Here is a 23,035-nt window from a genome sequence, read left to right on the forward strand (position 1 = left end):
TTCGCCCGGTCGGGACAACAAATAAAGAGTTGTTTATACGGGTATGCGCGTGGTGTAGTTAAGAAACACATCAGCAGACGAACAGAAAGAGAACGATATGTCGCATCGCCCCATCACCCGCAAGCACTTCCTCACCGCGCTGGGATCCCTCGCCGCGACCTCCCTCTTTCTGACCGGCTGCGCCACCGAGAACGGCTCCTCCGGTTCGAGCGCCTCCGCTAACTCGAACGGCAAGGTTAAGGTGCTCGCCTCCACCGACGTGTACGCCGACATCGTTAAGCAGGTCGGTGGCGACAACGTTGAGGTCAGCGCGCTGATTTCCTCCACCGGCACCGACCCCCACTCCTACGAAGCCACCAGCTCCGACCGACTCAAGGCCAAGGACGCATCCCTGATCGTCATCAACGGCGCGGGCTACGATCTGTTCCTTGAAGACCTGGCCGGCAAGGATAATGCCTCCCAGAAGGTCGTGAACGCGGTCAAGGTCAGCGGCAAGCTCACCGACGCAGAGTACAACCACCTGGTCGAGGACCACCGCGGCGGCGAACACCACGAGGACGGCGGCGATCACGCCCACGCTCACGAGTTCAACGAGCACCTCTGGTACGACTTCGAAACCGTCAAGAAGGTTGCCCAGCAGATTGCCGAGGACCTCGCCACCCTGGACTCCGCGCACGCTGAGGCCTACCGCTCGAACGCCGCCAACTTCGTCAAGGAGCTGGACGGCCTCGAAGCCTCCGCAAAGGCCATCTCCGGTGCGGGCAAGAAGTATCTCTCCACCGAGCCCGTACCCGATTACCTGATCTCCTCCACCGGCGCCGAGAACGCAACCCCCAGCGAGTTCGCCGAGGCTGTCGAAGCGGGTAACGACGTTCCCGCCCTCGTGCTGAAGGAAACCAAGGACCTTATCAGCGAGAAGAAGGTGCAGCTGCTGGCCTACAACGAGCAGACCGCCACCTCCCAGACGAACGAGGTGCTGCAGACCGCGAAGGACGCTTCTGTAAACTACGTATCCTTCACCGAAACCCTGCCCGAGAACACCGACTACCTGGCATGGATGAAGACCAACGTCAGCAACCTCGAAAAGGCGCTCTCCTAAGTGACTGATAACAATAACGGTGCCACCCCCGCGATTTCGATTCGCGGGGGTAGCCTCGCTTTCGGGGCCCGCACCCTCTGGAAAAATCTCACCCTCGATATTGGGGCCGGGGAGTACTTCGCGGTGCTCGGCCCGAACGGCTCCGGCAAATCAACCTTCCTCAAGGTCATCCTCGGACTGACCGGTCTTAACTCCGGCGAAATTTCGGTGCTCGGCAAGCCCGCCCGCCTGGGCAACCCCGGTGTTGGGTACGTGCCCCAGCAGAAGGCAATCGATCCCTCCACCCCGATGCGCGCTCGCGACCTCGTGGGCCTGGGCGTGGACGGGCACCGCTGGGGTATCCGCCTGCACGGCCGCAAGTACCGTGCCAAGGTCGACGAGCTGCTGGAGGCGGTGGGCGCCACCGAGTACGCCAACGTTCCGGTGGGTCTGCTCTCCGGCGGTGAGCAGCAGCGCCTGCGCATTGCCCAGGCCCTCGCGAACGACCCAAAGATTCTGCTGGCCGATGAGGCGCTCCTCTCCCTAGACCTAAACCATCAGTACGCCGTGGCGGAGCTGATTCACCGGTTCAACCGCGAGCACGGAGTCTCGGTAATTTTCGTGACGCACGAGATCAACCCGATTATCGAGCACGTGGATCGCGTGCTCTACCTGGCCAACGGCCGCTTTACGGTTGGTTCGGTCGAAGAGGTTATGACGAGCGAGACCCTCACCTCCCTGTACGGAACTCCGGTGAGCGTGCTCAAGTCCAACGGCCGCTACGTGGTGGTGGGGGAGACCCACGCCAGCGATCACTGCCACGTTGAAGGCGGCGACCAGAATATCCACGGTGCCCACCTGCGAGTCGAAGCACAGCCCGGCGACGCGTCCGGCACCCTGCACCTACCGGGAGGAACCGCTCGATGACCATTCTCTCTTCCCTCCCCGCGTTGGCCGCCGCTACATCCAGCACGCAGGGTGATTTGCTCTCGCGCATCTTCGTGTTTGACCGTTACGGCGAGCTGTTGCATATGCTGCAGAACTCCATTTTTGCGGGTGCTGTGCTGGGCCTCATCGGTGGCTTCGTCGGCATCTTCGTGATGATGCGCGATCACGCCTTCGCGGTGCACGGCATTTCTGAGATGTCCTTCGCGGGAGCGGCCCTGGCCCTGCTTCTGGGCTACGACGTAGTCACCGGCTCCATGGTTGGCTCGATTGCCTCGGCCCTGCTGATTGCGATGATTGGGTCCAAGGCGAGCGAGTCGAACTCGGTGATTGGCGCGCTCATGCCCTTCGGCCTGGGGCTGGGTATTCTGTTCCTTTCGCTGTATCAGGGTCGTAGTGCGAATAAGTTTGGCCTGCTCACCGGTCAGATCGTGTCCGTGGATGCCGACCAGCTGAACACCATGATTATTGGTGCGGTGGTCATTATTGCCCTGCTGATTATTGTGTGGAGGCCCCTGAGCTTCGCCTCCCTCGACCCGGATGTGGCTCGGGCGAAGGGCGTTCCGATGCGCTTCCTCTCGCTGGTTTTCATGGTTGTGCTGGGTATCGCGGTGGCGCTGTCGGTGCAGGTGGTCGGTTCGCTGCTGGTGCTGGCCCTGCTGATTACCCCGGCGGCGGCGGCGATGCAGGTGACGGCTTCTCCGCTGCGCACGCTGCTGCTTTCAGTGCTTTTCGCTGAGGCCTCCATCGTAGGCGGCATTATGCTGGCGCTGGCCGGCTCACTGCCGATTAGCCCGTACGTGACGAGCATTTCCTTCCTGATTTACCTGGTGTGCCGTGTGATTGGTTCCGTGAAACGCCGCCACAGCGCCTCGGGCCGTCATCTGGCGGCAAAGAACTAGCTTACGTCCGCAGACGTGAAAGAGCCCCCGCTCGAGTTGAGCGGGGGCTCTTTCACGTCGTGCTACGGGGTTGGGTTCTCAACGCCCTGTGTGTTGTCGTGCTGATATGTTGTCGTGCTATTGGTGGGATTCGTCGGTATTTGGCCGGAATCCCAACCGCTTCTAGGACGGTGTGCCGACCCTAGCGGGCCGATTCGTTCTGCGTTTCTTCTTCTCGCAGGGCCAGGGTGCAATCGGGGCAGTAGCCGGTCACCTCGACCACGTGCTCGAGCTCCGAGAAGCCGTACTTCTTGCCCATGGTCAGTGCCCAATCCTCGAAATCGGGAGCTTCCAGCTCGATGGCGGTGCCGCATCGGCGGCAGAGCAGGTGGTGGTGGTGTTCCTTGGCCCGGCAGTGGCGGTATAGGGTTTCGCCCTCAACGCCCTTGACCGAGTCCAGTTCGCCGGTGTTGGCCAGCGACTGCAGCACGCGGTAAGTGGTTGCAAGGGAGACCTGTTCCTTGCGGTTTGCGAGAGTGAGGTGCAGATCCTGTGCCGAAATAAAATCGCCGAGCTCTTCCATCGTGGCCTTGATGATGCGGCGCTGACGTGTGTTGCGAGCTTCGGCGGGCTTCGTAATTCTCCGAACGGGAATGTGAGTGTCCATTGATGAACCTTTCGGAGCGGATAACCGCCCCCAATAGTCACGGTCGATCTTGTGTAAAGAACTGTACACTAAAGCCACATAGAAAGCCTCTGATTTGCACTTTGTCTCAAAAAGTGAAGTTTTTTGGGATAAGGAGAGAGACACAAGAGTAAACTGAAACACATGAAGCTAACGAAGTACACCCACTCCAGCGTCCGCATCGAGAACGACGGACACGTCCTGGTGATTGACCCCGGTAATTTTTCCCCCGAGGGAGAGCACGCCGAGGCCCTGCAGGGCGCGGAGTACCTGTTCATTACCCACGCCCACCCCGACCACTTTCACGCCCCCTCGGTACTGCCGATTATTGCCCAGCGCATCGCAGAGGGTAACCCTCTGAAGATTTGGACCGTTCCCGATGTCGCCAAGGTCATTCTGGAAGCCTCTCCCGAGGCTGAGGTGACCGTTGTGGAGGCGGACACCGAGTTCGCCATCCCCGGCTTCGATGTGAAGACCTTCGGCGGCCAGCACGCTCTGATTCATCCGCTGATTCCCGTAATCCGCAACGTCGGCTACCTGTTCAACAACAGCCTGTACCACCCGGGTGACTCCCTCGTTGTGCCCCACCGCGTGAAGGCGCAGACCGTTCTGGTACCGATTCACGCGCCCTGGTCGAAGGTTCAGGAAGTCATTGATTTTGTGATTGCAACCGGCGCGCAGCGCGTGGTCCCGATTCACAATGGCATGATTAACGCCAACGGTACCGGCATTATCGAGGGTCTGGTGACGAACTTCGGTGGCAAGTACGGTACCGAGCTGAAGCACCTGAACCCCGGCGAGAGCATTGAGGTTGAGGACTAACCCTCATCCCCGTACTACCCGTTCTGCCGCTCACACGTTCACCGCGTGGGCGGCGGAATAACATCAAAGGAGATAGCATGAGCACGATTTTTACCAAGATTATTGACGGCGAGATTCCCGGCCGATTCGTCTGGAAGGACGATCAGTGCGTGGCGTTCATGGACATCATGCCCCAGTCGGAAGGTCACCTGCTGGTGGTTCCCCGCGCCGAGATTGACCGCTGGCCCGACCTGCCCGAAGACCTGGCCGCGCACCTGTTCTCCGTGGCGCACAAGATTTCCGGCGCCCTGGACGACGCCTTCGATAAGGACCGAGTCGCGCTCATGATTGCCGGCTTCGACGTGCCGCACACCCACATCCACCTGTTCCCCGCGGACGGCATGGCTGAGTACGACCCCGCCAACGCCAAGAAGGATGCCACCGCCGAAGAGCTGGATACGGCCGCCGAGAAGGTACGTGCCGCCCTGCGCGAGCGCGGCCACGGCGAGTTCGTGCCGGAGGCGTAAGCGCCCTTTACAGCACGTAGGACACGAAGGAGCCGCCCTCTACACAACAGTAGAGGGCGGCTCCTTCGTTAATATAGCCCGTTGCTATATCCCGGTGGGAAAGAAGCTTAGTGCTTTTCAGCCTTGGAGATCTGTTCAGCCAGGTCCTCGGGGGAGAGGTTAGCGGAGGAGAACTCGGGGGTTAGCGGCAGGTGCAGCTGCAGGCCGGTACCGGGGCAAATTTCGACCTTTGCCGAACGCAACTTGAAGTCGACCACGTGGCCGCCCTGAACGTGCTCATCATCGATAAAGTGGGCGTGGCAACCGGGCACCGAGATACCCTGCTCGTAGATCGGGGTGCGGAAGCCAACAATCGTGCCGGTCACGTTATCGAACTGGACAATGTCCTCATTCTCGGTGGCCGCAACCATCTTCGGGTAGGGCTTCTCCTGCTTGATGACGGTTCGGGTGCGGACCCACTCGAACTCGCCGTAAATCTTGATGGCGTACATGTAGTTCTTGGAGACGGTGAAGTCATCCAGAATCTGCGAGGCAGACTTACGCAGCAGGTTCTGCGGTAGTTCGCGCTTGATCATGGGCACGAAGTTGGTGACCACGGCGTAGGGGGTCTGCTGGCGCAGATCGGGCAGGGATACGGAGCCGTCGTGACGCACCTGATAGCAGACGCCGTCGAGGACAACCATTTCGCCGTCGAGGCCGTTGAAGGTACCCACGCCAAAGTTGCCGTGGCTCAGGAGCTCACCGATGGTCATTTCGCCATCGTAGATACCGTCCAGCAGCTGGGACATGAGGCCGGTCTGAAAAACTTCGTTACGAAAAACGGTTTCACCGTTTAGGATGGTCGGCTGATATGCCATGGTATTTCTCCTCGTTGACAGTTGATACGCGGCGTCAGACGAATCGGTCGGTCATCGGCGATGCTCGCCCAGGGATGCGTGAGAGTGCTTCGGGAGGGCGGCGCTGAGAACACGGCGTATGGTGTCGTTTCTCGAGAAATTCGTAGGTGACGCAGGCCGGGCGCGCGCACTTTCTATTTTACTCCTCTTCGCTTTTTGCGTTCAGGAAGGGAGCTCTAACATACATCGTTCGTGCCCGAGTGGACAGAAGTGAGCATAGAAAATGCTGGCGCCCCTCCCGGTTGCACGACGTAAGTAGGAGGAGCGCCAGCACCTTTAGGTTAATCCTTAGAGTCGCTCTAAGCGCAAGTCACAGGCTTGAACCAGGGATAACGATTCAGCACGCGGGGCCTCGCGAATTCCCAAAACCTTATAACCTGAACGGGCGACAGATGCCGCGGCGCACGCGAATCGCATCAGGGCCGGTAGAGGGGCGGGATAAACGACTGTTCCCCGCGCACCTCACGGGTGAGCGGGGAACAGCTACAGGCTAGCTACTGAAATAGGGTAGCTCTTAGACGCCGTAGTACAGCTGGTACTCGAGCGGGTGCGGAATCAGCGAGAGGGGCTCCAGCTCGTTCTTACGCTTGTAATCAATCCAAGCCTGAATCAGATCCTCGGTGAACACGCCACCCTCGAGCAGGAAGTCGTGGTCAGCCTCGAGAGCTTCCAGAGCGGCCTCCAGGTTAGCGGGAGCCTTCTTGATGTCCTTGGCTTCCTCGGCGGGCAGCTCGTACAGGTCCTTGTCAATCGGGGCGGGCGGCTCGATGCGGTTGCGGATACCGTCCAGACCAGCCATCAGCTGAGCGGCAAACGCGAAGTAGGGGTTAGCCGAGGGGTCGGGTGCACGGAACTCGAGGCGCTTAGCCTTCGGGTTGGTACCGGTAATCGGGATACGGATACCAGCGGAACGGTTACCCTGCGAGTACACCATGTTCACGGGAGCCTCGTAGCCGGGAACCAGACGCTTGTAGGAGTTCACGGTCGGGTTGGTGAAGGCCAGAACAGCGGAGGAGTGCTCAATCAGACCGCCGATGTACCAGCGAGCGATGTCGGAGAGGTTGGCGTAGCCGCGCTCGTCGTAGAAGAGGGGCTCACCGTTCTGCCACAGCGACTGGTGGCAGTGCATACCCGAACCGTTATCACCGAACACGGGCTTCGGCATGAAGGTCACGGACTTGCCCCAGGCATCCGCGGTGCCCTTGATAACGTACTTGAACTTCAGCAGATCGTCAGCGGCCTTGGTCAGGGTGTCGAACTTGTAGTTGATCTCTGCCTGGCCGGCTGCACCCACCTCGTGGTGGCTACGCTCGACCTCGAGGCCAACCTCGTCCAGAGCCACGCACATTGCGTCACGCAGGTCAGCCTGCTTGTCGACGGGGGAGACGGGGAAGTAACCGCCCTTGACGGGGGTCTTGTTGCCCAGGTTGCCGCCCTCTTCCTTACGGCCGGTGTTCCAGGGAGCCTCGTCAGAGTCAATCTTGTAGAACACGGAGTTCGGCTCGACCTGGTAGCGCACATCCTCGAAGACGAAGAACTCAGCCTCGGAGGCGAAGAACGCGGTGTCCGCAATGCCGGTGGACTGCAGGTATGCCTCGGCGCGCTCAGCAACGCCGCGGGGATCGCGGTGGTAGGGCTCGCCGGTACGGGGGTTCACGATAGAGCAGATGATGACCAGGGTCTTCTCAATGCGGAAGGGGTCAACGTATGCGGACTGAACATCGGGGATCAGCTGCATGTCAGACTCAGCAATACCCTGGAAGCCGCGAATGGAGGAACCATCAAAAAGCTGGCCGTTGACGAAGAAATCGTCATCAATCGCCTTGGCGGGCAGGTTGAAGTGCTGCTGCACGCCGGGCATGTCGGTAAATCGAATGTCGACGAAGACGACGTCTTCGTTCTTAATGAAATCGAGGACTTCCTGGGGGCTGGTAAACATGAGGACTGCTCCTTGTTTGATTGAGTGCGGAGGAGGAATAGTAACCCGCCGCGACACCTCAACCTGTTTGTCTAGTGTCGGTTTCGGGCGAATCACGAATCACCCGGACATATCCAGCATAGTAGGTATTTTTTTCGGGTGCATGACTAACGTGTTTCGTCAATGTTACAAATTTGGGAAACAGGTAACATCTCTGTTTTTTCTGTGTCTCATCTTTCGCGCCCGGTGGCAGCGGAACGCTACCGGCAATAACGACCCCGGGTACGACGAAGGCCCCGACCCTCCGCGGGGGGAGAGGTCGGGGCCTAGCATTGCCTAACGGCCGCGCATCGCGCGACGATCGGGGCGTGCACGCATCGGGTCGACACCCTTGGGCAGACCGTTCATCGGGTTGCGCATGTGGTTCAGGGTCTTCAGACGACCACCCACCGCCTGCACTTCCTGCTGGGTCAGAGCCTTGGGCAGCTTGTTCATGGTCTTCACGACATCCTTGAGCTCCACCTGGCCCTCATCGTGGCCGGTCTCAATCACGTGCACGGGCACGCCGGGAGCCACACGGTTCAGGTGCTTCTTCTCGGTGTTCACCAGGACATTCACGCGGCTGTGGGGACCTTCGGTCACCAGCACGATGCCGGGGCGGCCCAGCGCACGGAACACCATATCCTGGTTGCGGTTAGCGGCCACCGGCTGCTCCTCAACCTGCCAGCCGCGACGCACCGAGTTCATGGCTGCACCGCTTCGGCCGGGCTGACCCTCAATCTGCGAGAAGGCGGCGGCCTCCGCGCGACGGCTCAGGATCAGCATGGCCACAACGGCGGCGGCACCCAGACCCAGAATAAGGAAGGTAATCCAGTTACCCAGGGCAACGCCGATGAGGATAAAGACCAGGAGAGCGCCCAGGGCGGCCAGGCTCAGAATCCAACCGATATTCGGGTCGGACTTCTTGGTCATCTGGTAGACCTGCTTCATCTGGGCGAAGGTGCCCGGAGTGCGTTCCTTCTTCTTTTTCTTCTCTTCGCGCTTATCTGCCACGATTCTTCCTCAGTGGTTCTTCCGCGGTCCCGAGGCGCCTCAAACGCTCACGGAACCATAGTGACGTAACGATGCAGTGTGCCTGCAATTTATCTAGTTTACCCTACCCGCACAATGGCCGGGGCATAAGGGAAAGCTCCCCGAACACCAGCTGAATACCGGTTTGGGGAGCCTCCACGCTTCAGACGGAATCCGAAACGGCTTAGTAGCCCGCAGCCACCAGAGAGGAGGCTTCCTGCAGAGCAGCGCCCTCACTCTCGATGTGAGCCAGGTTCTCGGGGATGGGGTAGCCGTTCTTGCGCATCGCGCGAGCCCACAGGCGACCCGCGCGGTAGGAAGAACGAACCATCGGGCCGGCCATAACGCCGGCGAAGCCAATCTCCTCAGCCATGTTTGCGAAGTCCACGAACTGCTGCGGCTTCACCCAACGCTCGATGGGGTGGAAGAGCGGGCCGGGGCGCAGGTACTGGGTGAGGGTAATGATGTCACAGCCGGCATCGTGCAGGTCGCACAGCGCCTCGTAAATCTCGTCGTCGGTCTCGCCCATGCCCAGAATCAGGTTGGACTTGGTGACCATGCCGCCTTCCTTAGCCTGGGTGATGACATCCAGGGAACGCTCGTAACGGAACGCCGGGCGAATCTGGCGGAAGATACGGGGAACGGTCTCCAGGTTGTGGGCGAACACCTCGGGCTTCGCGTCAATCACCTTCTGGACGTGCTCGGGAACACCCTTGAAGTCGGGGACGAGCATCTCGACGCCGGTGTTCGGGCACATCTTGTGAATCTGGCGGGTGGTCTCTGCGTACAGCCACGCACCGCCGTCTTCCAGATCGTCACGGGCCACGCCGGTCACGGTAGCGTAGCGCAGACCCATGACCTTCACGTTCTTTGCCACCTTGAAAGGCTCAGCGTAGTCCACAGCGACGGGCTTACCGGTCGCAATGTTGCAGAAGTCGCAACGACGGGTGCACTCGGAGCCACCAATCAGGTAGGTTGCCTCACGGTCCTCCCAGCACTCGTAGATGTTGGGGCAGCCGGCCTCTTCACACACGGTGTGCAGACCCTGGCCACGAGCCAGCTCGCGCATCTCGTTGTACTCGGGGCCGACAATGGCCTTGGTCTTAATCCAGTGAGGCTTCTTCTCGATGGGAGTCTCGGCGTTGCGAGCCTCCACGCGCAGCAGCTTGCGTCCGTCAGGCTTGGTGCTCAAAGGTCTTCTCCTTGGGTTCGACGTGCCCTCTGCTCAATCGGGCCACGTCCTATTCTACGCCCGGTGCGGCGTAAGTGTAAGCGAGTTTAATATATGACGTATAGGTGACGAACCGGCCGCTTAGGCGCTGACCGGCTCGAAGGATTCGGCCAGGCGGTCCTGGTACTTCACCAGCTCGGCCTCCAGCGGCTCCAGGATTTCGGCGGGGGTAACGGTGCGACCCAGCTGCTCAGAAATCGAGGTGACGCCCGCATCGCTAATGCCGCAGGGGATGAACTGAGCGAAGGGCTCAAGATCGTTGCAGCAGTTGATGGCGAAGCCGTGCATGGTGGTGTTACGCGAAACGCGCATGCCCAGGGCGGCGATCTTCTTATCCTGGGTCTTGCCATCGCCCAGAATCCACACACCGCTGCGGCCCTCGACGCGCTCACCCTTGATACCCAGGCCCGCCAGGACGTTGATGATAATCTCCTCGACAATGCGCACGTAGGCCACCACGTCGATGGGTTCGGGTAGGCGAAGGATGGGGTAGGCGGTCAGCTGGCCCGGACCGTGCCAGGTGAGCTTGCCGCCGCGGTCAATCTTGACGACCGGGGTGGATTTGTCTGCGGGGTACTCGTGGTCTTCGGTGCGCTTTCCGGCCGTGATGACGGGCTCGTGCTCCAGTAGAAGAATGGTGTTCTGTCGGGTGCGGTTGGCCACCTCATCATGGATGCGGTACTGGTCCTCGAGGCACTCGACATAGTTCACATAGTTCGGGGCGAAGCCCACTCGTTCAATAGTCACAGACATACCTCTACCTTAGACCCGCGGATGAGCTGATGAAAATTAGGTCGCCCTGAATCATATGATGAGCGAACACGGGACGACACAATACCTTGTGTACTGGTAGGTGAGCGGTGCTGAAGACTAGGGCTTAGAGGTTTAATTTTATCTTTGAGTATTTAATGAAATTATTTAGTGTAATTTGATAGTATTAAGCCATGAATAACGATGAAGTATTCCCGCTCGAAACCATCGGAAACCCCGCCGTGGGCACCCTGAACATTGTCGATTGCCCCTTAGAGATGCGCGTCGAACCGGCTCTGCGCCCGGGGCGCTACACCCGGCGCATCTTCAAGATCCCGGGGAAATCGATAACCCCGAGGCCCGCAAACGGTCCAGGACTCGCGCGGCTCTACGGGATGAGCGGCCCCTCGGGAGAGAACAACACGGTGAGCCTCTACTACGAACCGCTTGATGCGGGAACCCTGGACCGGCTGCTGGCCCTGCGCCCGCTAGAAATCGAAGAGCTCGTGACCCTGGCCCGCTCCCTGCACGAGGCCATCGAGACCCTGCGCGAAGCGGGGGAGCGGTACGGAGTAATCTCCGCCGAGTACGTGGGACTCACGGCCGGAGGCAAGCCCCGACTGCTGCTCCCGGAGAGCTCCTATATTGCTGCGGAACCCGCTCCCCAAAAGAACGCAGAACCCACAAGCTACGCGTGGGCGGGCGAGTACGTGCGCTCCGCCGCAGCCCTGCTATGGCGCGCCGCCTGCGGGCACGACCCCGAACCGGCCGAGGCCCGCGTGCCCCTCAGCCTGCGCCTCGGCCCCGGAACAAAAACCGAAGCCGACCGGGCCCGAAACCTCGGCCGTGCCCTCGAGTACCTGCTGGATGCCCCCGCCGCCCGGCTGGCCCGCATCGGTCTGAACCCCGTGCTTGATCTTGACCTCGACTCCAGGCCCATTAACGTGTATCTCAGCTGCTCCGAACGGGCCCGGATGCTGATTCCCGCCGCTCCGGAACGAGAGGATAGCGCGCGGGATACCCCGCTCGAGAAGACCCGAGAAAAGGTCCGCAAGTTCTTAGAAACCCGCGGGATGGTGACACAACGCGGAAAGTCGGGGAGGCACACCCCCGGGAGAGCCAGCCCACCCGCTACCCACCTCGCCCGACGGCTCGTAAACGCCGACACGGGAGCTGACAAGAAAATCGCCAAAGGCTTGCGGCTTAACACCCCGATGCGGCTCGGGGCCACCGCGCTGACCCTGGCCGCGCTCGCGACCTCTGCCGGCATGCTGACTCTCAGCGGGGGAGAGGTAGAAGCCTCGGCTCAGGTGCACGCCGCCTCCGGTGAATCCCCCACGGCACGCGATGCTCCCGACGTATCGGCGGCGGGGGAACGCGATAACCCAGAGGCGGTGCTGAGGGCTCTTCTCGACCAGCGCAACCGCGAACGCCGCGCCCGAGGCGGCGCCGAGCTCATTCTCGAAAGCATCGAAGACTCCGCCGGAGGCGGGGAAGACCTGCGCATCGTCGCGGTGGTTTCGGCATCGGGCTACCGGCCCAGCGCTGAGGAGAAGCAGGCCCGCAAACTCAGCGAAGAAAATGGGATCACCCGCCAAAAAGTTATTTTCGAACTGCACCGTGGAGAGCAAGGCTGGGAAATCGTCCGCGCCGAACCCGTATAACCGCGGCTTTGCGGGAACACAAAAGCGGCGGCCCCACCCACCGAAGTGGATGGGGCCGCCGCTTTTACGCGCCGCCGGAAAAACCGGCGGAGCTACGCTCGGTTACCCGTCAGGGTATCGCCACAAGGAAACTTCCTTGAGTCTGTGCAGGTCTTAGAGACCCAGCTCGGACTCGAAGTTTGCCTCCTCCAGGCGGGTCTTGACGGTGCGCAGGAAGCGACCTGCGTCTGCACCGTCGACCACGCGGTGGTCGTAGGTGAGGGACAGGTAGCACATGGAGCGGATAGCGATAACGTCGTTACCGTCTGCATCCTGGATAACCATGGGGCGCTTCACGATCGAACCGGTACCGAGGATTGCAACGTTCGGCTGGTTGATGATCGGGGTGTCGAACAGTGCACCGAAGGAACCAATGTTGGTGATGGTGAAGGTCGAACCCGACAGCTCCTCGGGGGAGATGTCGCCGGTACGTGCGCGGCCACCCAGGTCGGCGATAGCCTTTGCCAGGCCAGCAATGCCCAGGTCGGAAGCGTTCTTGATGACGGGAACCAGCAGACCCTTGGGGGTGTCCACAGCAATAGCGATGTTCTCGGAGCCGTGGTAGGTAATCTGCTTGTAGTCCTCGGTCATGGAAGCGTTCAGAGCGGGGTGCTGCTGCAGAGCCTCAGCGGTTGCCTGGACGAAGAAGGGCAGGAAGGTCAGCTTTGCGCCCTCGCGAGCAACGAAGCCGTCCTTAGCCTTTGCACGCAGCTGGACAACGCGGGTCACGTCAACCTCGGTGACCTGGGTCAGCTGGGTGGAGATGTCCAGAGACTCGCGCATACGCTTTGCGATGACCTGGCGGATGCGTGCGGTCTTCTCGACGGTGCCACGCTTGGGGGAAACCTCGAAGGTGTGCGGTGCCTTTGCGGAACCAGCAGCCGGAGCAGCAGCTGCAGCGGGAGCAGCAGCTGCAGCGGGAGCAGCAGCGGAACCCTTAGCGGCGATAGCAGCCTGAACATCCTGCTTGCGGATGCGGCCACCAACACCGGTGCCCTTCACGGTGGACAGGTCGATGCCGTTGTCCTTAGCGAGCTTACGGACCAGCGGGGTCACGTATGCCTCACCCTCAGCAGCTGCCGGAGCGGCAGGTGCGGCGGGAGCTGCGGGAGCTGCGGGAGCCGGAGCGGCGGGAGCTGCGGGAGCCGGAGCGGCGGGAGCAGCAGCCGGTGCGGCAGGTGCGGCGGGAGCGGCCGGAGCAGCTGCGGGAGCCGGAGCGGCGGGAGCAGCAGCAGCGGAAGCGTCACCGATGATAGCCAGAACCTGGCCAACCTCTGCGTCCTCATCCTCGGGGATGCGGATCTCGAGCAGGGTACCTGCAACGGGGGAGGGAACCTCGGTGTCAACCTTGTCGGTGGAAACCTCAACCAGGGGCTCGTCAACCTCAACCTGCTCGCCAACTTCCTTCAGCCAGCGGGTCACGGTGCCCTCGGTCACGGACTCGCCCAGTGCGGGCAGCAGGACCTCGGTGCCGGAAGCGGAGCCAGCGGCGGGAGCAGCCGGAGCGGGTGCTGCGGGAGCTTCAGCAGCCGGAGCGGGAGCTGCGGGTGCAGCGGCAGCGGCGGGAGCAGCCGGAGCAGCAGCGCCGGAACCGTCGCCAATGATAGCCAGAGCAGCGCCGACCTCGACGTCCTCGTCCTCGGGGACGAGAATCTGCTCGACGACGCCTGCTACGGGGGAGGGAACCTCGGTGTCAACCTTGTCGGTGGAAACCTCAACCAGGGGAGCGTCAACCTCAATGGTGTCGCCGACCTCTACGAGCCAGCGGGTGACGGTACCCTCGGTCACGGACTCGCCCAGTGCGGGCAGTACTACGGTGTGGGACATAATCTTTCCCGTTCTCCTTGGTGAATGCTTGAACTAGAAAAATGTGGGGCGGCAACCCGGACGCGCGCCCCCGGTTCAGAACCGGGGAGCACGCATCCGGGTGCGGGGCGTTGTTCAGCGGATACGCCCGTCACCGCCTTGACCTGAAAGGTCGTAACTAAGCCGACGCGAAAAACATCAGCCAGTAAAAATATGTGCGCCTGGATTATGCGCTGTGCAGCGGGGTGCCGTTCAGGAGCATTGCTGCCTCACCCAGGGACTCGTTCTGAGTCGGGTGTGCGTGGATGAACTTGGCGACGTCCTCGGGGAATGCTTCCCAAGCAACCCACATCTGAGCCTCACCAATCTGCTCACCCATGCGCTTACCGATGGCGTGAACACCAACGATGGGGCCGTCCTTCTGGCGAACAACCTTGACGATACCGGTGGCGCCCAGGATAGCGGACTTACCGTTACCGGCCAGGTTGTACTCAGCGGTCTCAACGTTGTCAGCGCCGAACTTCTCCTTAGCCTTGGGCTCGGAGTAACCGACGGATGCAATCTCGGGATCGCAGAAGGTGACCTTGGGGATGTTGATGTCTTCAACAACGGTGGGGTTCAGGCCAGCGATTTCCTCGGCAACGAAGATGCCCTGCTGGTAACCGCGGTGAGCCAGCTGAACACCGGGGACGATGTCGCCCACTGCGTAGATGTTGCCCACGCCGGTGTGCAGGCGCTCGTTAGCCAGGACGAAGCCGCGATCCATGGGGATGCCCTGCTCCTCGTAGCCCATGTTTGCGGTGTTCGGGCCACGACCAACAGCGACCAGAACGATGTCAGCCTCGAAGACCTTGCCGTCTGCCAGGGTGACCTTAGCGCCGTTAGTATCCTGCTCGACCTTCTCGAAGAAGGTGCCGGTGTTGAACTTGATGCCGCGCTTCTTGAAGGCACGCTCCAGGACCTTGATGATTGCGGGGTCCTCGTTCGGGACCAGGTGGGGCAGACCCTCAATGATGGTGACGTCCACGCCCATAGCGTTCCACATGGATGCGAACTCGCAACCAATCACGCCGCCGCCGAGCACGATAGCGCTCTTGGGCAGGTAGTCCATCTCCAGAGCCTCGGTGGAGGTCAGGATGCGGCCCTCAATGGGCAGACCGAAGGTCTTGGAGATCGAACCGGAAGCCAGGATGATGTTCTTACCCTTGTACTCCACACCGTTAACGGTGATGGTGTCCTGAGCGGTGAGCTTGCCCTCGCCGGCAATGATCTCGATGCCCTTCATCTTCAGCAGGCCAGCGAGACCCTTGAACTTACCGGAAACGATGCCGTCCTTGTAGTCGCGCACCTTGCCCATCTCGATGGACTGCAGAACAGCGTTGACACCGACCTTGGATGCCTCGCGTGCGTCCTCGGCCAGCTCAGCTGCGTGCAGGTAGGCCTTGGTGGGGATGCAGCCGGTGTGCAGGCAGGTGCCGCCGACCTTTTCCTTCTCAATCAGACCGACGGTGAAGCCCAGCTGGCGTGCGCGAATAGCTGCAGAGTAACCAGCGGAACCGCCGCCGAGGATGAGGATATCGAATTCTTGAGCCACGATATTGCTCCCTTGCATAGTTGGTGGGGTACGACCCCGTGCAATGAGTTCTTACCTTATTGGTAGGTTCCCCGGCACACACAGCAGGCCCGTATCAAAAAGACGCGCGCCCATCCGCGTACGCAGAAAAACACTTAATACAACAATACCCCCGATACCGCCCCTTTAAGTTCACTCAGAGTGGTTTTTAGCCAAATAATCCCGCAAAGAGGCCAAAAAATTCGAGGCGTATAGCATGCTGGACACCCCGTCCGGTCGTTCTCGCACGGGGATGCTAAAAGGCCCGGACGGGAGAAGAAAAGCTCCCTCCCCAACGAACCGAGAAAAGGCGGCAATGACCTCAACGCAACGCGCGAGGCGCCCCGGCCTGTTCGGCCGAAGCGCCTCGCGCATCCCTATATAACCGTTCAGCAATCAGCGGAAACCCTGCAGAAAGGAAGCCCTCCGCAAGAGTCCCGGCGCCGCCGAACCCTCTACTTGGCGTAGGACTGGATGAAGTTCACCAGGGTTGCGGTACCGAAGCCGGTACCCTCCTTCGGGGTGTAACCGTAGGGTGCCTCCTCGTTGAACGCGGGGCCCGCGATGTCCAGGTGTGCCCACGGAATACCTTCGCCCACGAACTCCTTCAGGAACAGGCCCGCGGTCAGGGCACCGCCGAAACGCGAACCGATGTTCTTAATATCGGCGACCTGCGAGTCCAGGCTCTTGCGCAGGTAAGACTCCAGCGGCATCGGCCAGTAAGCTTCACCGGCGGATGCGCCGGCAGCCTGCACGCGCTCGCGAATCTCCTCGTCACCCAGCAGAGCCGCGGTGCGCAGGCCCAGGGCGGCCATAGCGGCACCGGTCAGGGTGGCGATGTCCAGAATGACGTCCGGCTTAGCCTCGGAAGCCAGCGCGATACCGTCCGCCATAACCAGGCGACCCTCGGCATCGGTGTTCAGCACCTCAACGGTGTGGCCGTCGCGCATGGTGATGACATCCTCGGGGCGCAGGGCGTGGCCGCCGGGCATGTTCTCGGCCAGGCACAGGTAACCGGTCACGGCCACCGGAACCTCCAGCTCAGCGGAGGCCACCACGGCGTTCAGCACGGCTGCGGCACCGGCCATATCGCACTTCATGGTCATCATCGAAGCGGCGGGCTTCAGCGAGTTACCGCCGGAGTCAAAGGTGATACCCTTACCCACCAGAGCCACGTGAGCCTTCGGGTTCTCGGGGACGTACTTCACCACGGCAAGAACAGGCTTGCGGGGAGAACCCTGGCCAACGCCGGCAATACCGCCGAAGCCCTCCTCGACCAGGCGGTCGTAGTGGAAGAGCTCAATCTCAACGTTTGCGTAATCCTCGGCCAACTCAGCCGCAAACTCACCGAAGGTCTCGGGGTACAGGTGCGACGGGGGCAGGTTCACCAGACGGCGTGCGTCCTTGGTGGTCTCACCCAGGACCAGGGCCTGCACCAGTGCGGGCTCCGCCTCGTCGGGATCAATCGAGGAAATAATCAGGACGGACTCAATCTCTTCCTTAATCGAATCCTGGGTCTTGCCGCGCATACCCTCCTCGATGAAGTTACCCAGCACGGCGCCGTGCGCGACGGCCTCAATCTCATCCACGGAGGACAGGCCGAAATCGAAGGCAATCTCCTCGGCGGAACCGGCCAGCTGACGGCTTGCCGAACCAGCGGCATAGCGCAGGGCATCCAGACGCTCCTGACCGGTAGCCTGATCGGAACCCAGACCAGCCAGAGCCACAATGCCGGCACCCGAATCCTCAAGACCCGGCAGACGCAGCAGCTGATCGGGGGCGCCCGAGGCACCCAGCGCCTCCAGCAGCTCGTTGATACCCTCGGCGGAATCCTCAGACAGCGAGTTCGGGGCCAGGTACGGGCCCTCGGAACCCTTCAGAACACCCAGGACCAGAACGTCGGCCTCCAGTGCCTCAAGGTCGGTGCTGTGAATCGACAGGGAAAGAGACATCGTTACTCCTTTGCGTATGTCTTCTTGAAACCATCCCACCCGAAGCTGGCGAACCGTGCGAAACGGTGCCCGTAGAGGCGGGATGCGCCGCGCAAAAGTACGCGGACTACCCGTTTCTACTCTACCGGATGGGGCGGGGGAGCGGCGCGTACGCTCGCAAGCCGTCCGCGGGGGTCCCCAGCATTTCGGCTCATGCAGGGCAGACCGTTCACCCGCCGCGAGAAAACGCCGAGATAGAAGCCAACACAATCTTCTTGGCTTAGAATGAAAGACTACGGAAAGCGTCTGTTGACAGAAAGGCGCGTCGGCCAGCCCCGTGACGAAACACGGTGTGGCGGGCCGAACGGATTCATAGTGAGGAGGCTGTCATGCTCAATCCCGAAGATCTCTACTTAGCGAACACCAAAATCCTCGACGATCCGCGGATGCACGGGCTGACCCTCGTCATCGCCCTCTCCAGCCCGCAGGACGCCGGATCCACCGCCGGACAGCTCGGGCAGGTGCTCCTCAGCGAGCTGAAGAACATTGAAATCGTCGAGTTCGACAGCGACCAGCTGCACAACTACCGCGCCCGCCGCCCCTTCGTGCACTACGAGAAGGACCACTTCGAGAACCCGCAGTACCCGCAGCTCAAGCTCTACGCCGTCGAGGATAGCCTCGATCAGCCCTTCCTGCTGCTCACCGGCGCCGAACCGGATCTGCAGTGGCAGCGTTTTCAGAAGGCTCTGCTCGGCATTGTGCGACGCCTGCAGCCTTCGCTCATCGTGCTGGTTTCGGCCTACCCCATGCCCGTACCGCACACCCGGCCCTTCCCCGTCACCGCGCACGGTTCCCGCAAGGACCTGATTCGCGGCATCTCGCCGTGGAAGCCTACCGCGGATATGCACGCGACCATCACCAACCTGCTCGAGGTGCTCTTTACCGACAACGGCTACGACACCGTGGGATTCGGCGTGAATATTCCGCAGTACATCTCCGAGGCCGACCTGCCGCAGGGCACCCTCATCGCCCTCGAGCACGTGGGCATGGCCGCGCATCTCTCGCTACCCACCGACGATTTGCGCGAGGCTGCCCGCCACGTGCACGGGCAGATTAACGACCAGGTCAAGCAGAACCCCGAAATTGGGCGCATGATTACGACCATGGAAGAGAACTACGACGAGAACTACCGTACCTCGGATATCGCCATTCCGCTTTCGCGACGGGACGCCAACAACATTCCGAGCCGCGACGAGATTGGTGCCCTCTTCGAACGCTTCCTGGACGAGCACTAGAGGAACGCTAGGCAGACGCTAACCGATTCGTCGAGGCGCGGCGCCGGGAGGAGGGGAGACTCACCTGCATCTGCGGCTCTCCAATCGACCGTACAGCGGGGCATTCGTGACCGAATGTGACGGAACCGCCGCGGTGCAGTACCCGAAAAACCGAATAAAACGAATGAATCTGTGGATTTTCTTCTCTTTACAGAGGAGATATCCACAGATTTTTTCTTTAACGGATGCCAAGGCGGCGCACCTGACATTGTGGAACCATGAACAAGCCCCGCAAGACCCAGAAGCCCAGCCCCCAGACCCCTAACACCCGAGATGGCCTCCAGAGCGCAGCAGTCCGGACGGATAGTCTTCCGAACGGCACCCCGAGCCCCGCGCCTCCCTCAATCTCCACCGAGTACGACGTTCTCAGCCACGCCCTCCACCACAACGGCTACTGGCCCGAACGCTCCCTCATCATCCTCACCGCCCACAACTCCGTCCTCGGCCCCAGCCTGCGCGTCAACCTGCCTGAAGAACCGCTCCCCGAAAGCCACCGCGCCGTGTACCTCACCGGCCTCTTCACCATGATTCCCGCCGAATACGACGGGGCGCCCCTCAACCGCTTCTACGCCATCATCGTCGATGGCGATAACGCCGTACGCCAACGCCAACTCGACCCAGCCACCCGAACCGCCGCGACCCTGCACGAAGTCGGCGCAGACATCACCGCGCAGAGCCGCATCAGCTCCTGGGCACACATGCTCTTCGACCCGCGCATCGTCGGCGAACGACGCTGCGAAGACATCATCTACGCCGGCGCCGCCACCGTGTGGGCTCTCAACGACCGCATGGAAGCGCTCACCCTTCTCGGACCCATCGAAGACCTTCACGCCAGCCGCTACCAGGCATGGCGAACCAGTCTCGGCGACAGCATCGCGCCCGACGCAACCGGCAACTTCGCCCGGAGCCCCTGGGATACCGACACGACCAACAACCCCTCTGCCCGCGATGACTGGGAATCCGCCACCGAGCTCTGGAGCGCAACCCGCGCTCAACGCGTCCCGGTCACCACCACCGGCCGAGCCTACCGCCAGGCCCAGCTCGACCTCTGCTACTGGGAGACCGCCATCAGCGCTGTCGAACCCTACCTGAACACCCCGCCCGAGCTCAGCGAACGCACCATCGGCGACACCCTCCGCGAGCTCATCCCCGCCGAGGTCGCTGGGCACCTGCGTGCATCCCTGCAGCCCAGCACCCTCACCAACGCCTTCGAGGAGCACAGCACCCTCGAAATTCTCAGCCCGGAGACCCTGGCGTACCTCGCCGGGTACGGCCTCGACCGAACCCAGCAGGTACTCGCCATCCAGCGGTACACCACCGATTACATTTACTATGCCCTCGGCGGCGCCGCACCCCTCGGTGAGCCTCGCGAAGAGCCCATCGAACCGCCCCATTACGGCACGCGCATCACCCGAAAGGCCCGGATGCCTCGCAGTTTCACCGCCGCCTTGGCAGGCGAGGGGCCCGCCGTGCGCACCGTCCCCGCCAAGTGCAAGCAGTGGCAAGACTGGATTCGCCGAACCCATCGCACCATCCAAGCCGCCGATCTCGAGCGCTGGGCCTTCACCGAGCTCGACGGAATCGACCTCGCCGAAAGCTCCCTGCTTCACGAAGAAACCCTCCACGAGTACAGAGGCGGTCGGGTTTCTCCCTACGCCGCAGAAACGGACGGGGAAGCACCCGCAACCGATGAAGAAAACCGCGACCAACACATCATCCAACAGCTCAACAACAGCACCTATATGAGCGAACCCCGCCGCCTCGCGGCCCTCAACCACTACCGCGCCGCGCTCGCCGGGTCTGCCGACGTCGAGGCACCCGACTACCGCCGTCTCAACGCCCTCGAGCTTCTCTCCAGCCTTCTCGTTCCGGGCTCCAACACCGCGGAGTACAGCGCCCTACGCACCCTTCAATCCTGGAGCAACTGGCTCAAGGGACACAGCACCTACGCCAACCTGTTGCGCCACGAAGCACAACTCCACGACCTCCGCCTCAGCCCCAACATCATCGATGCGCGACTCGCCACCGGAACCTGCCCCGCCTGGCTCACCGCTCGGCGTGCAAATACCGACGCGCTTACTGAAGGGACCACCATCAGCACCCTCAAGCCCCGCAAAAACACCCCGACCTACGGCCAGTCAAGTTGAAAGCCCCCGAAAATCTGCAATACTTATGTATTGACCCCGTACAGTCGATGCGCTATAGCGCGCCCTCAAACAGCTCAGTACAACGAGCCGCGGCACCACGTAAACGACCAACGCGAGCGGAATAAAAACCCGTCCCGCAGCGTTAATCGGTTCAGAGTCGCAAACACACCAAAGAGGACGCCAGCACAGACTTGACAGGGTCTTAGGTGTTTTGCAGACAAAGCACCCCAACACAAGCCAGAAAGGGTACTAGTGGCACCTGCACCCAGCAAGAAGACTGCAACCGGCGACGCAACCGAAGAAACCGCCGCCAAGACCACCCGCGCCACCAAGGCAACCAAGACTACTAAGGCTACTAAGGCAGCCAAGACCACCTCCGAGGCAGCCAAGGAAACCACCGCAGAAGATACTGCCACCGCAACCACCGCGGAAAAGCCCAAGCGCACCCGCAAGACCACCGCTAAGGCAACCACCAAGCGCAAAACCGGCGGACGACGCAAGAAGACCGGCGACGACTTCGACCTCGAACTCGACGACGATCTCGAAACCACCGACGCCGACGAAGAGCCTGAAGAAGACGAAGCCACCGTCGCCAAGAAGGAAGAAAAGAAGGCCGCCGAGGCTGTAGCAGCCAAGGGCTCCGGCTTTGTTCTCACCGCCAGCGACGACGACGATGCCCCCGCTCAGCGCGTCGTCACCCCCGGCGCAACCGCCGACCCCGTCAAGGACTACCTCAAGCAGATCGGTAAGGTCTCCCTGCTCAACGCACAGCAGGAAGTCGACCTCGCCATGCGCATCGAGGCCGGCCTCTACGCAGAACACAAGCTCGCCGAAAACCCCGACATGGACAAGGACCTCAAGAAGGCCATGCGCTGGGTCGTCCACGACGGCAAGCGAGCCAAGAACCACCTGCTCGAAGCCAACCTGCGACTCGTCGTCTCCCTCGCCAAGCGCTACACCGGCCGCGGCATGCTCTTCCTCGACCTCATCCAGGAAGGTAACCTCGGCCTCATCCGCGCCGTCGAGAAGTTCGACTACTCGAAGGGCTTCAAGTTCTCCACCTACGCAACCTGGTGGATCCGCCAGGCCATCACCCGCGCCATGGCAGACCAGGCCCGCACCATCCGCATCCCCGTGCACATGGTCGAGGTCATCAACAAGCTCGCCCGCGTGCAGCGCCAGATGCTTCAGGACCTCGGTCGCGAACCCACCCCCGAGGAGCTCGGTAAGGAACTCGACATGACCCCCGAAAAGGTCATCGAGGTTCAGAAGTACGGCCGCGAGCCCATCTCCCTGCACACCCCCCTCGGCGAAGACGGCGACTCCGAATTCGGTGACCTCATAGAGGACTCCGAGGCAGTCGTCCCTGCAGACGCGGTGTCCTTCACCCTTCTGCAGGAGCAGCTCCACTCCGTCCTCGACACCCTCTCCGAGCGTGAAGCCGGTGTCGTCGCAATGCGCTTCGGCATGACCGACGGTCAGCCCAAGACCCTAGACGAAATCGGCAAGGTTTACGGCGTGACCCGCGAACGAATCCGCCAGATCGAGTCGAAGACCATGTCTAAGCTCCGTCACCCGTCGCGTTCGCAGGTACTGCGCGATTACCTGGACTAAAAGTTCATATCTAGCGGTTCTAACGTGCTGGCGGATGCTCGTGCAGCTGGTCTGCTGTCCGGCACGCAGAGGATGCTCGCGTAAGTTCTGCACAGCCGGCTTGCG

General features: G+C 61.5%; 18 protein-coding genes. 9 read left to right on the forward strand and 9 right to left on the reverse strand.

The genetic code is table 11. The features are described 5' to 3' along the window. Window positions 1–97 precede the first annotated feature (97 nt). The 3 genes from HMPREF2630_RS05855 to HMPREF2630_RS05865 are packed head-to-tail and all read left to right on the forward strand — an operon-like array spanning window position 98 to window position 2,925. The gene (locus HMPREF2630_RS05855; RefSeq protein ID WP_049342791.1) at window positions 98–1,099 is read left to right on the forward strand and encodes a metal ABC transporter solute-binding protein, Zn/Mn family; all 1,002 of its coding nucleotides are present in this window, start codon (window positions 98–100) and stop codon (window positions 1,097–1,099) included. Beyond that, window positions 1,100–2,005, forward strand: a complete 906-nt coding sequence (locus tag HMPREF2630_RS05860) for a metal ABC transporter ATP-binding protein (protein ID WP_049347557.1) — start codon at window positions 1,100–1,102, stop codon at window positions 2,003–2,005. Then, complete coding sequence (locus HMPREF2630_RS05865) at window positions 2,002–2,925, forward strand: metal ABC transporter permease (protein ID WP_070483850.1); 924 nt, start codon at window positions 2,002–2,004, stop codon at window positions 2,923–2,925. Before HMPREF2630_RS05860 ends, HMPREF2630_RS05865 begins: the two co-directional genes overlap by 4 nt. 181 nt (window positions 2,926–3,106) lie before the next feature. Here HMPREF2630_RS05865 and HMPREF2630_RS05870 read toward each other — a convergent pair whose 3' ends face one another. Next, window positions 3,107–3,571: a Fur family transcriptional regulator gene (locus HMPREF2630_RS05870; RefSeq protein ID WP_049342794.1), complete on the reverse strand. Its 465-nt coding sequence runs from the start codon at window positions 3,569–3,571 to the stop codon at window positions 3,107–3,109. A gap of 162 nt (window positions 3,572–3,733) precedes the next feature. Here HMPREF2630_RS05870 and HMPREF2630_RS05875 point away from each other — a divergent pair, with 162 nt between their 5' ends. Both HMPREF2630_RS05875 and HMPREF2630_RS05880 read left to right on the forward strand, forming a co-directional pair. Continuing rightward, the gene (locus tag HMPREF2630_RS05875; protein WP_049342795.1) at window positions 3,734–4,411 is read left to right on the forward strand and encodes an MBL fold metallo-hydrolase; all 678 of its coding nucleotides are present in this window, start codon (window positions 3,734–3,736) and stop codon (window positions 4,409–4,411) included. Window positions 4,412–4,488: 77 nt separating this feature from the next. Beyond that, complete coding sequence (locus tag HMPREF2630_RS05880) at window positions 4,489–4,917, forward strand: HIT family protein (protein ID WP_049342796.1); 429 nt, start codon at window positions 4,489–4,491, stop codon at window positions 4,915–4,917. 107 nt (window positions 4,918–5,024) lie between these two features. Here HMPREF2630_RS05880 and budA read toward each other — a convergent pair whose 3' ends face one another. From budA to lipB, 5 genes are all read right to left on the reverse strand, one after another. Then, window positions 5,025–5,774: an acetolactate decarboxylase gene (gene budA / locus HMPREF2630_RS05885; RefSeq protein ID WP_049333268.1), complete on the reverse strand. Its 750-nt coding sequence runs from the start codon at window positions 5,772–5,774 to the stop codon at window positions 5,025–5,027. Window positions 5,775–6,327: 553 nt separating this feature from the next. Next, the gene (gene glnA, locus HMPREF2630_RS05890) at window positions 6,328–7,752 is read right to left on the reverse strand and encodes a type I glutamate--ammonia ligase (protein WP_049333266.1); all 1,425 of its coding nucleotides are present in this window, start codon (window positions 7,750–7,752) and stop codon (window positions 6,328–6,330) included. A gap of 315 nt (window positions 7,753–8,067) precedes the next feature. Next, window positions 8,068–8,784, reverse strand: coding sequence for a DUF4191 domain-containing protein (locus HMPREF2630_RS05895; protein WP_049346728.1), 717 nt, complete (start codon window positions 8,782–8,784; stop codon window positions 8,068–8,070). A gap of 202 nt (window positions 8,785–8,986) precedes the next feature. Next, the gene (gene lipA / locus HMPREF2630_RS05900; RefSeq protein WP_049333262.1) at window positions 8,987–9,994 is read right to left on the reverse strand and encodes a lipoyl synthase; all 1,008 of its coding nucleotides are present in this window, start codon (window positions 9,992–9,994) and stop codon (window positions 8,987–8,989) included. Between the two features lie 120 nt (window positions 9,995–10,114). Further along, entirely contained in the window at window positions 10,115–10,786 is a 672-nt protein-coding gene (lipB, locus tag HMPREF2630_RS05905; RefSeq protein ID WP_049342798.1) for a lipoyl(octanoyl) transferase LipB, read from the reverse strand. A gap of 422 nt (window positions 10,787–11,208) precedes the next feature. Here lipB and HMPREF2630_RS05910 point away from each other — a divergent pair, with 422 nt between their 5' ends. Further along, window positions 11,209–12,447, forward strand: coding sequence for a peptidase (locus HMPREF2630_RS05910; protein ID WP_143131600.1), 1,239 nt, complete (start codon window positions 11,209–11,211; stop codon window positions 12,445–12,447). 153 nt (window positions 12,448–12,600) lie between these two features. Here HMPREF2630_RS05910 and sucB read toward each other — a convergent pair whose 3' ends face one another. From sucB to HMPREF2630_RS05925, 3 genes are all read right to left on the reverse strand, one after another. Further along, window positions 12,601–14,313 (reverse strand): 2-oxoglutarate dehydrogenase, E2 component, dihydrolipoamide succinyltransferase, encoded by a 1,713-nt coding sequence (gene sucB / locus HMPREF2630_RS05915; RefSeq protein ID WP_070483853.1) that lies wholly within the window; start codon window positions 14,311–14,313, stop codon window positions 12,601–12,603. 205 nt (window positions 14,314–14,518) lie between these two features. After that, the gene (gene lpdA, locus HMPREF2630_RS05920; RefSeq protein ID WP_070483855.1) at window positions 14,519–15,904 is read right to left on the reverse strand and encodes a dihydrolipoyl dehydrogenase; all 1,386 of its coding nucleotides are present in this window, start codon (window positions 15,902–15,904) and stop codon (window positions 14,519–14,521) included. 455 nt (window positions 15,905–16,359) lie between these two features. After that, on the reverse strand, window positions 16,360–17,856 hold the full coding sequence (locus HMPREF2630_RS05925; protein ID WP_070483857.1) for a leucyl aminopeptidase: 1,497 nt from the start codon (window positions 17,854–17,856) through the stop codon (window positions 16,360–16,362). 368 nt (window positions 17,857–18,224) lie between these two features. On the opposite strand from HMPREF2630_RS05925, the gene HMPREF2630_RS05930 reads away from it, so the two are divergent. The 3 genes from HMPREF2630_RS05930 to HMPREF2630_RS05940 all read left to right on the forward strand — a co-directional run bounded on the left by HMPREF2630_RS05930 (window position 18,225) and on the right by HMPREF2630_RS05940 (window position 22,930). Further along, a complete protein-coding gene (locus tag HMPREF2630_RS05930) occupies window positions 18,225–19,130 on the forward strand; it encodes a proteasome assembly chaperone family protein (RefSeq protein ID WP_049343436.1) in 906 nt (301 codons plus the stop codon). A gap of 257 nt (window positions 19,131–19,387) precedes the next feature. Next, window positions 19,388–21,316, forward strand: a complete 1,929-nt coding sequence (locus tag HMPREF2630_RS05935) for a metal-dependent hydrolase (protein WP_143131601.1) — start codon at window positions 19,388–19,390, stop codon at window positions 21,314–21,316. A 252-nt stretch (window positions 21,317–21,568) separates the two neighbouring features. Then, complete coding sequence (locus HMPREF2630_RS05940) at window positions 21,569–22,930, forward strand: RNA polymerase sigma factor (protein WP_049333249.1); 1,362 nt, start codon at window positions 21,569–21,571, stop codon at window positions 22,928–22,930. Window positions 22,931–23,035: the final 105 nt, after the last annotated feature.

This window comes from Rothia sp. HMSC072B03, assembly GCF_001809565.1.
Classification (GTDB): Bacteria; Actinomycetota; Actinomycetes; order Actinomycetales; family Micrococcaceae; genus Rothia; species Rothia mucilaginosa_A.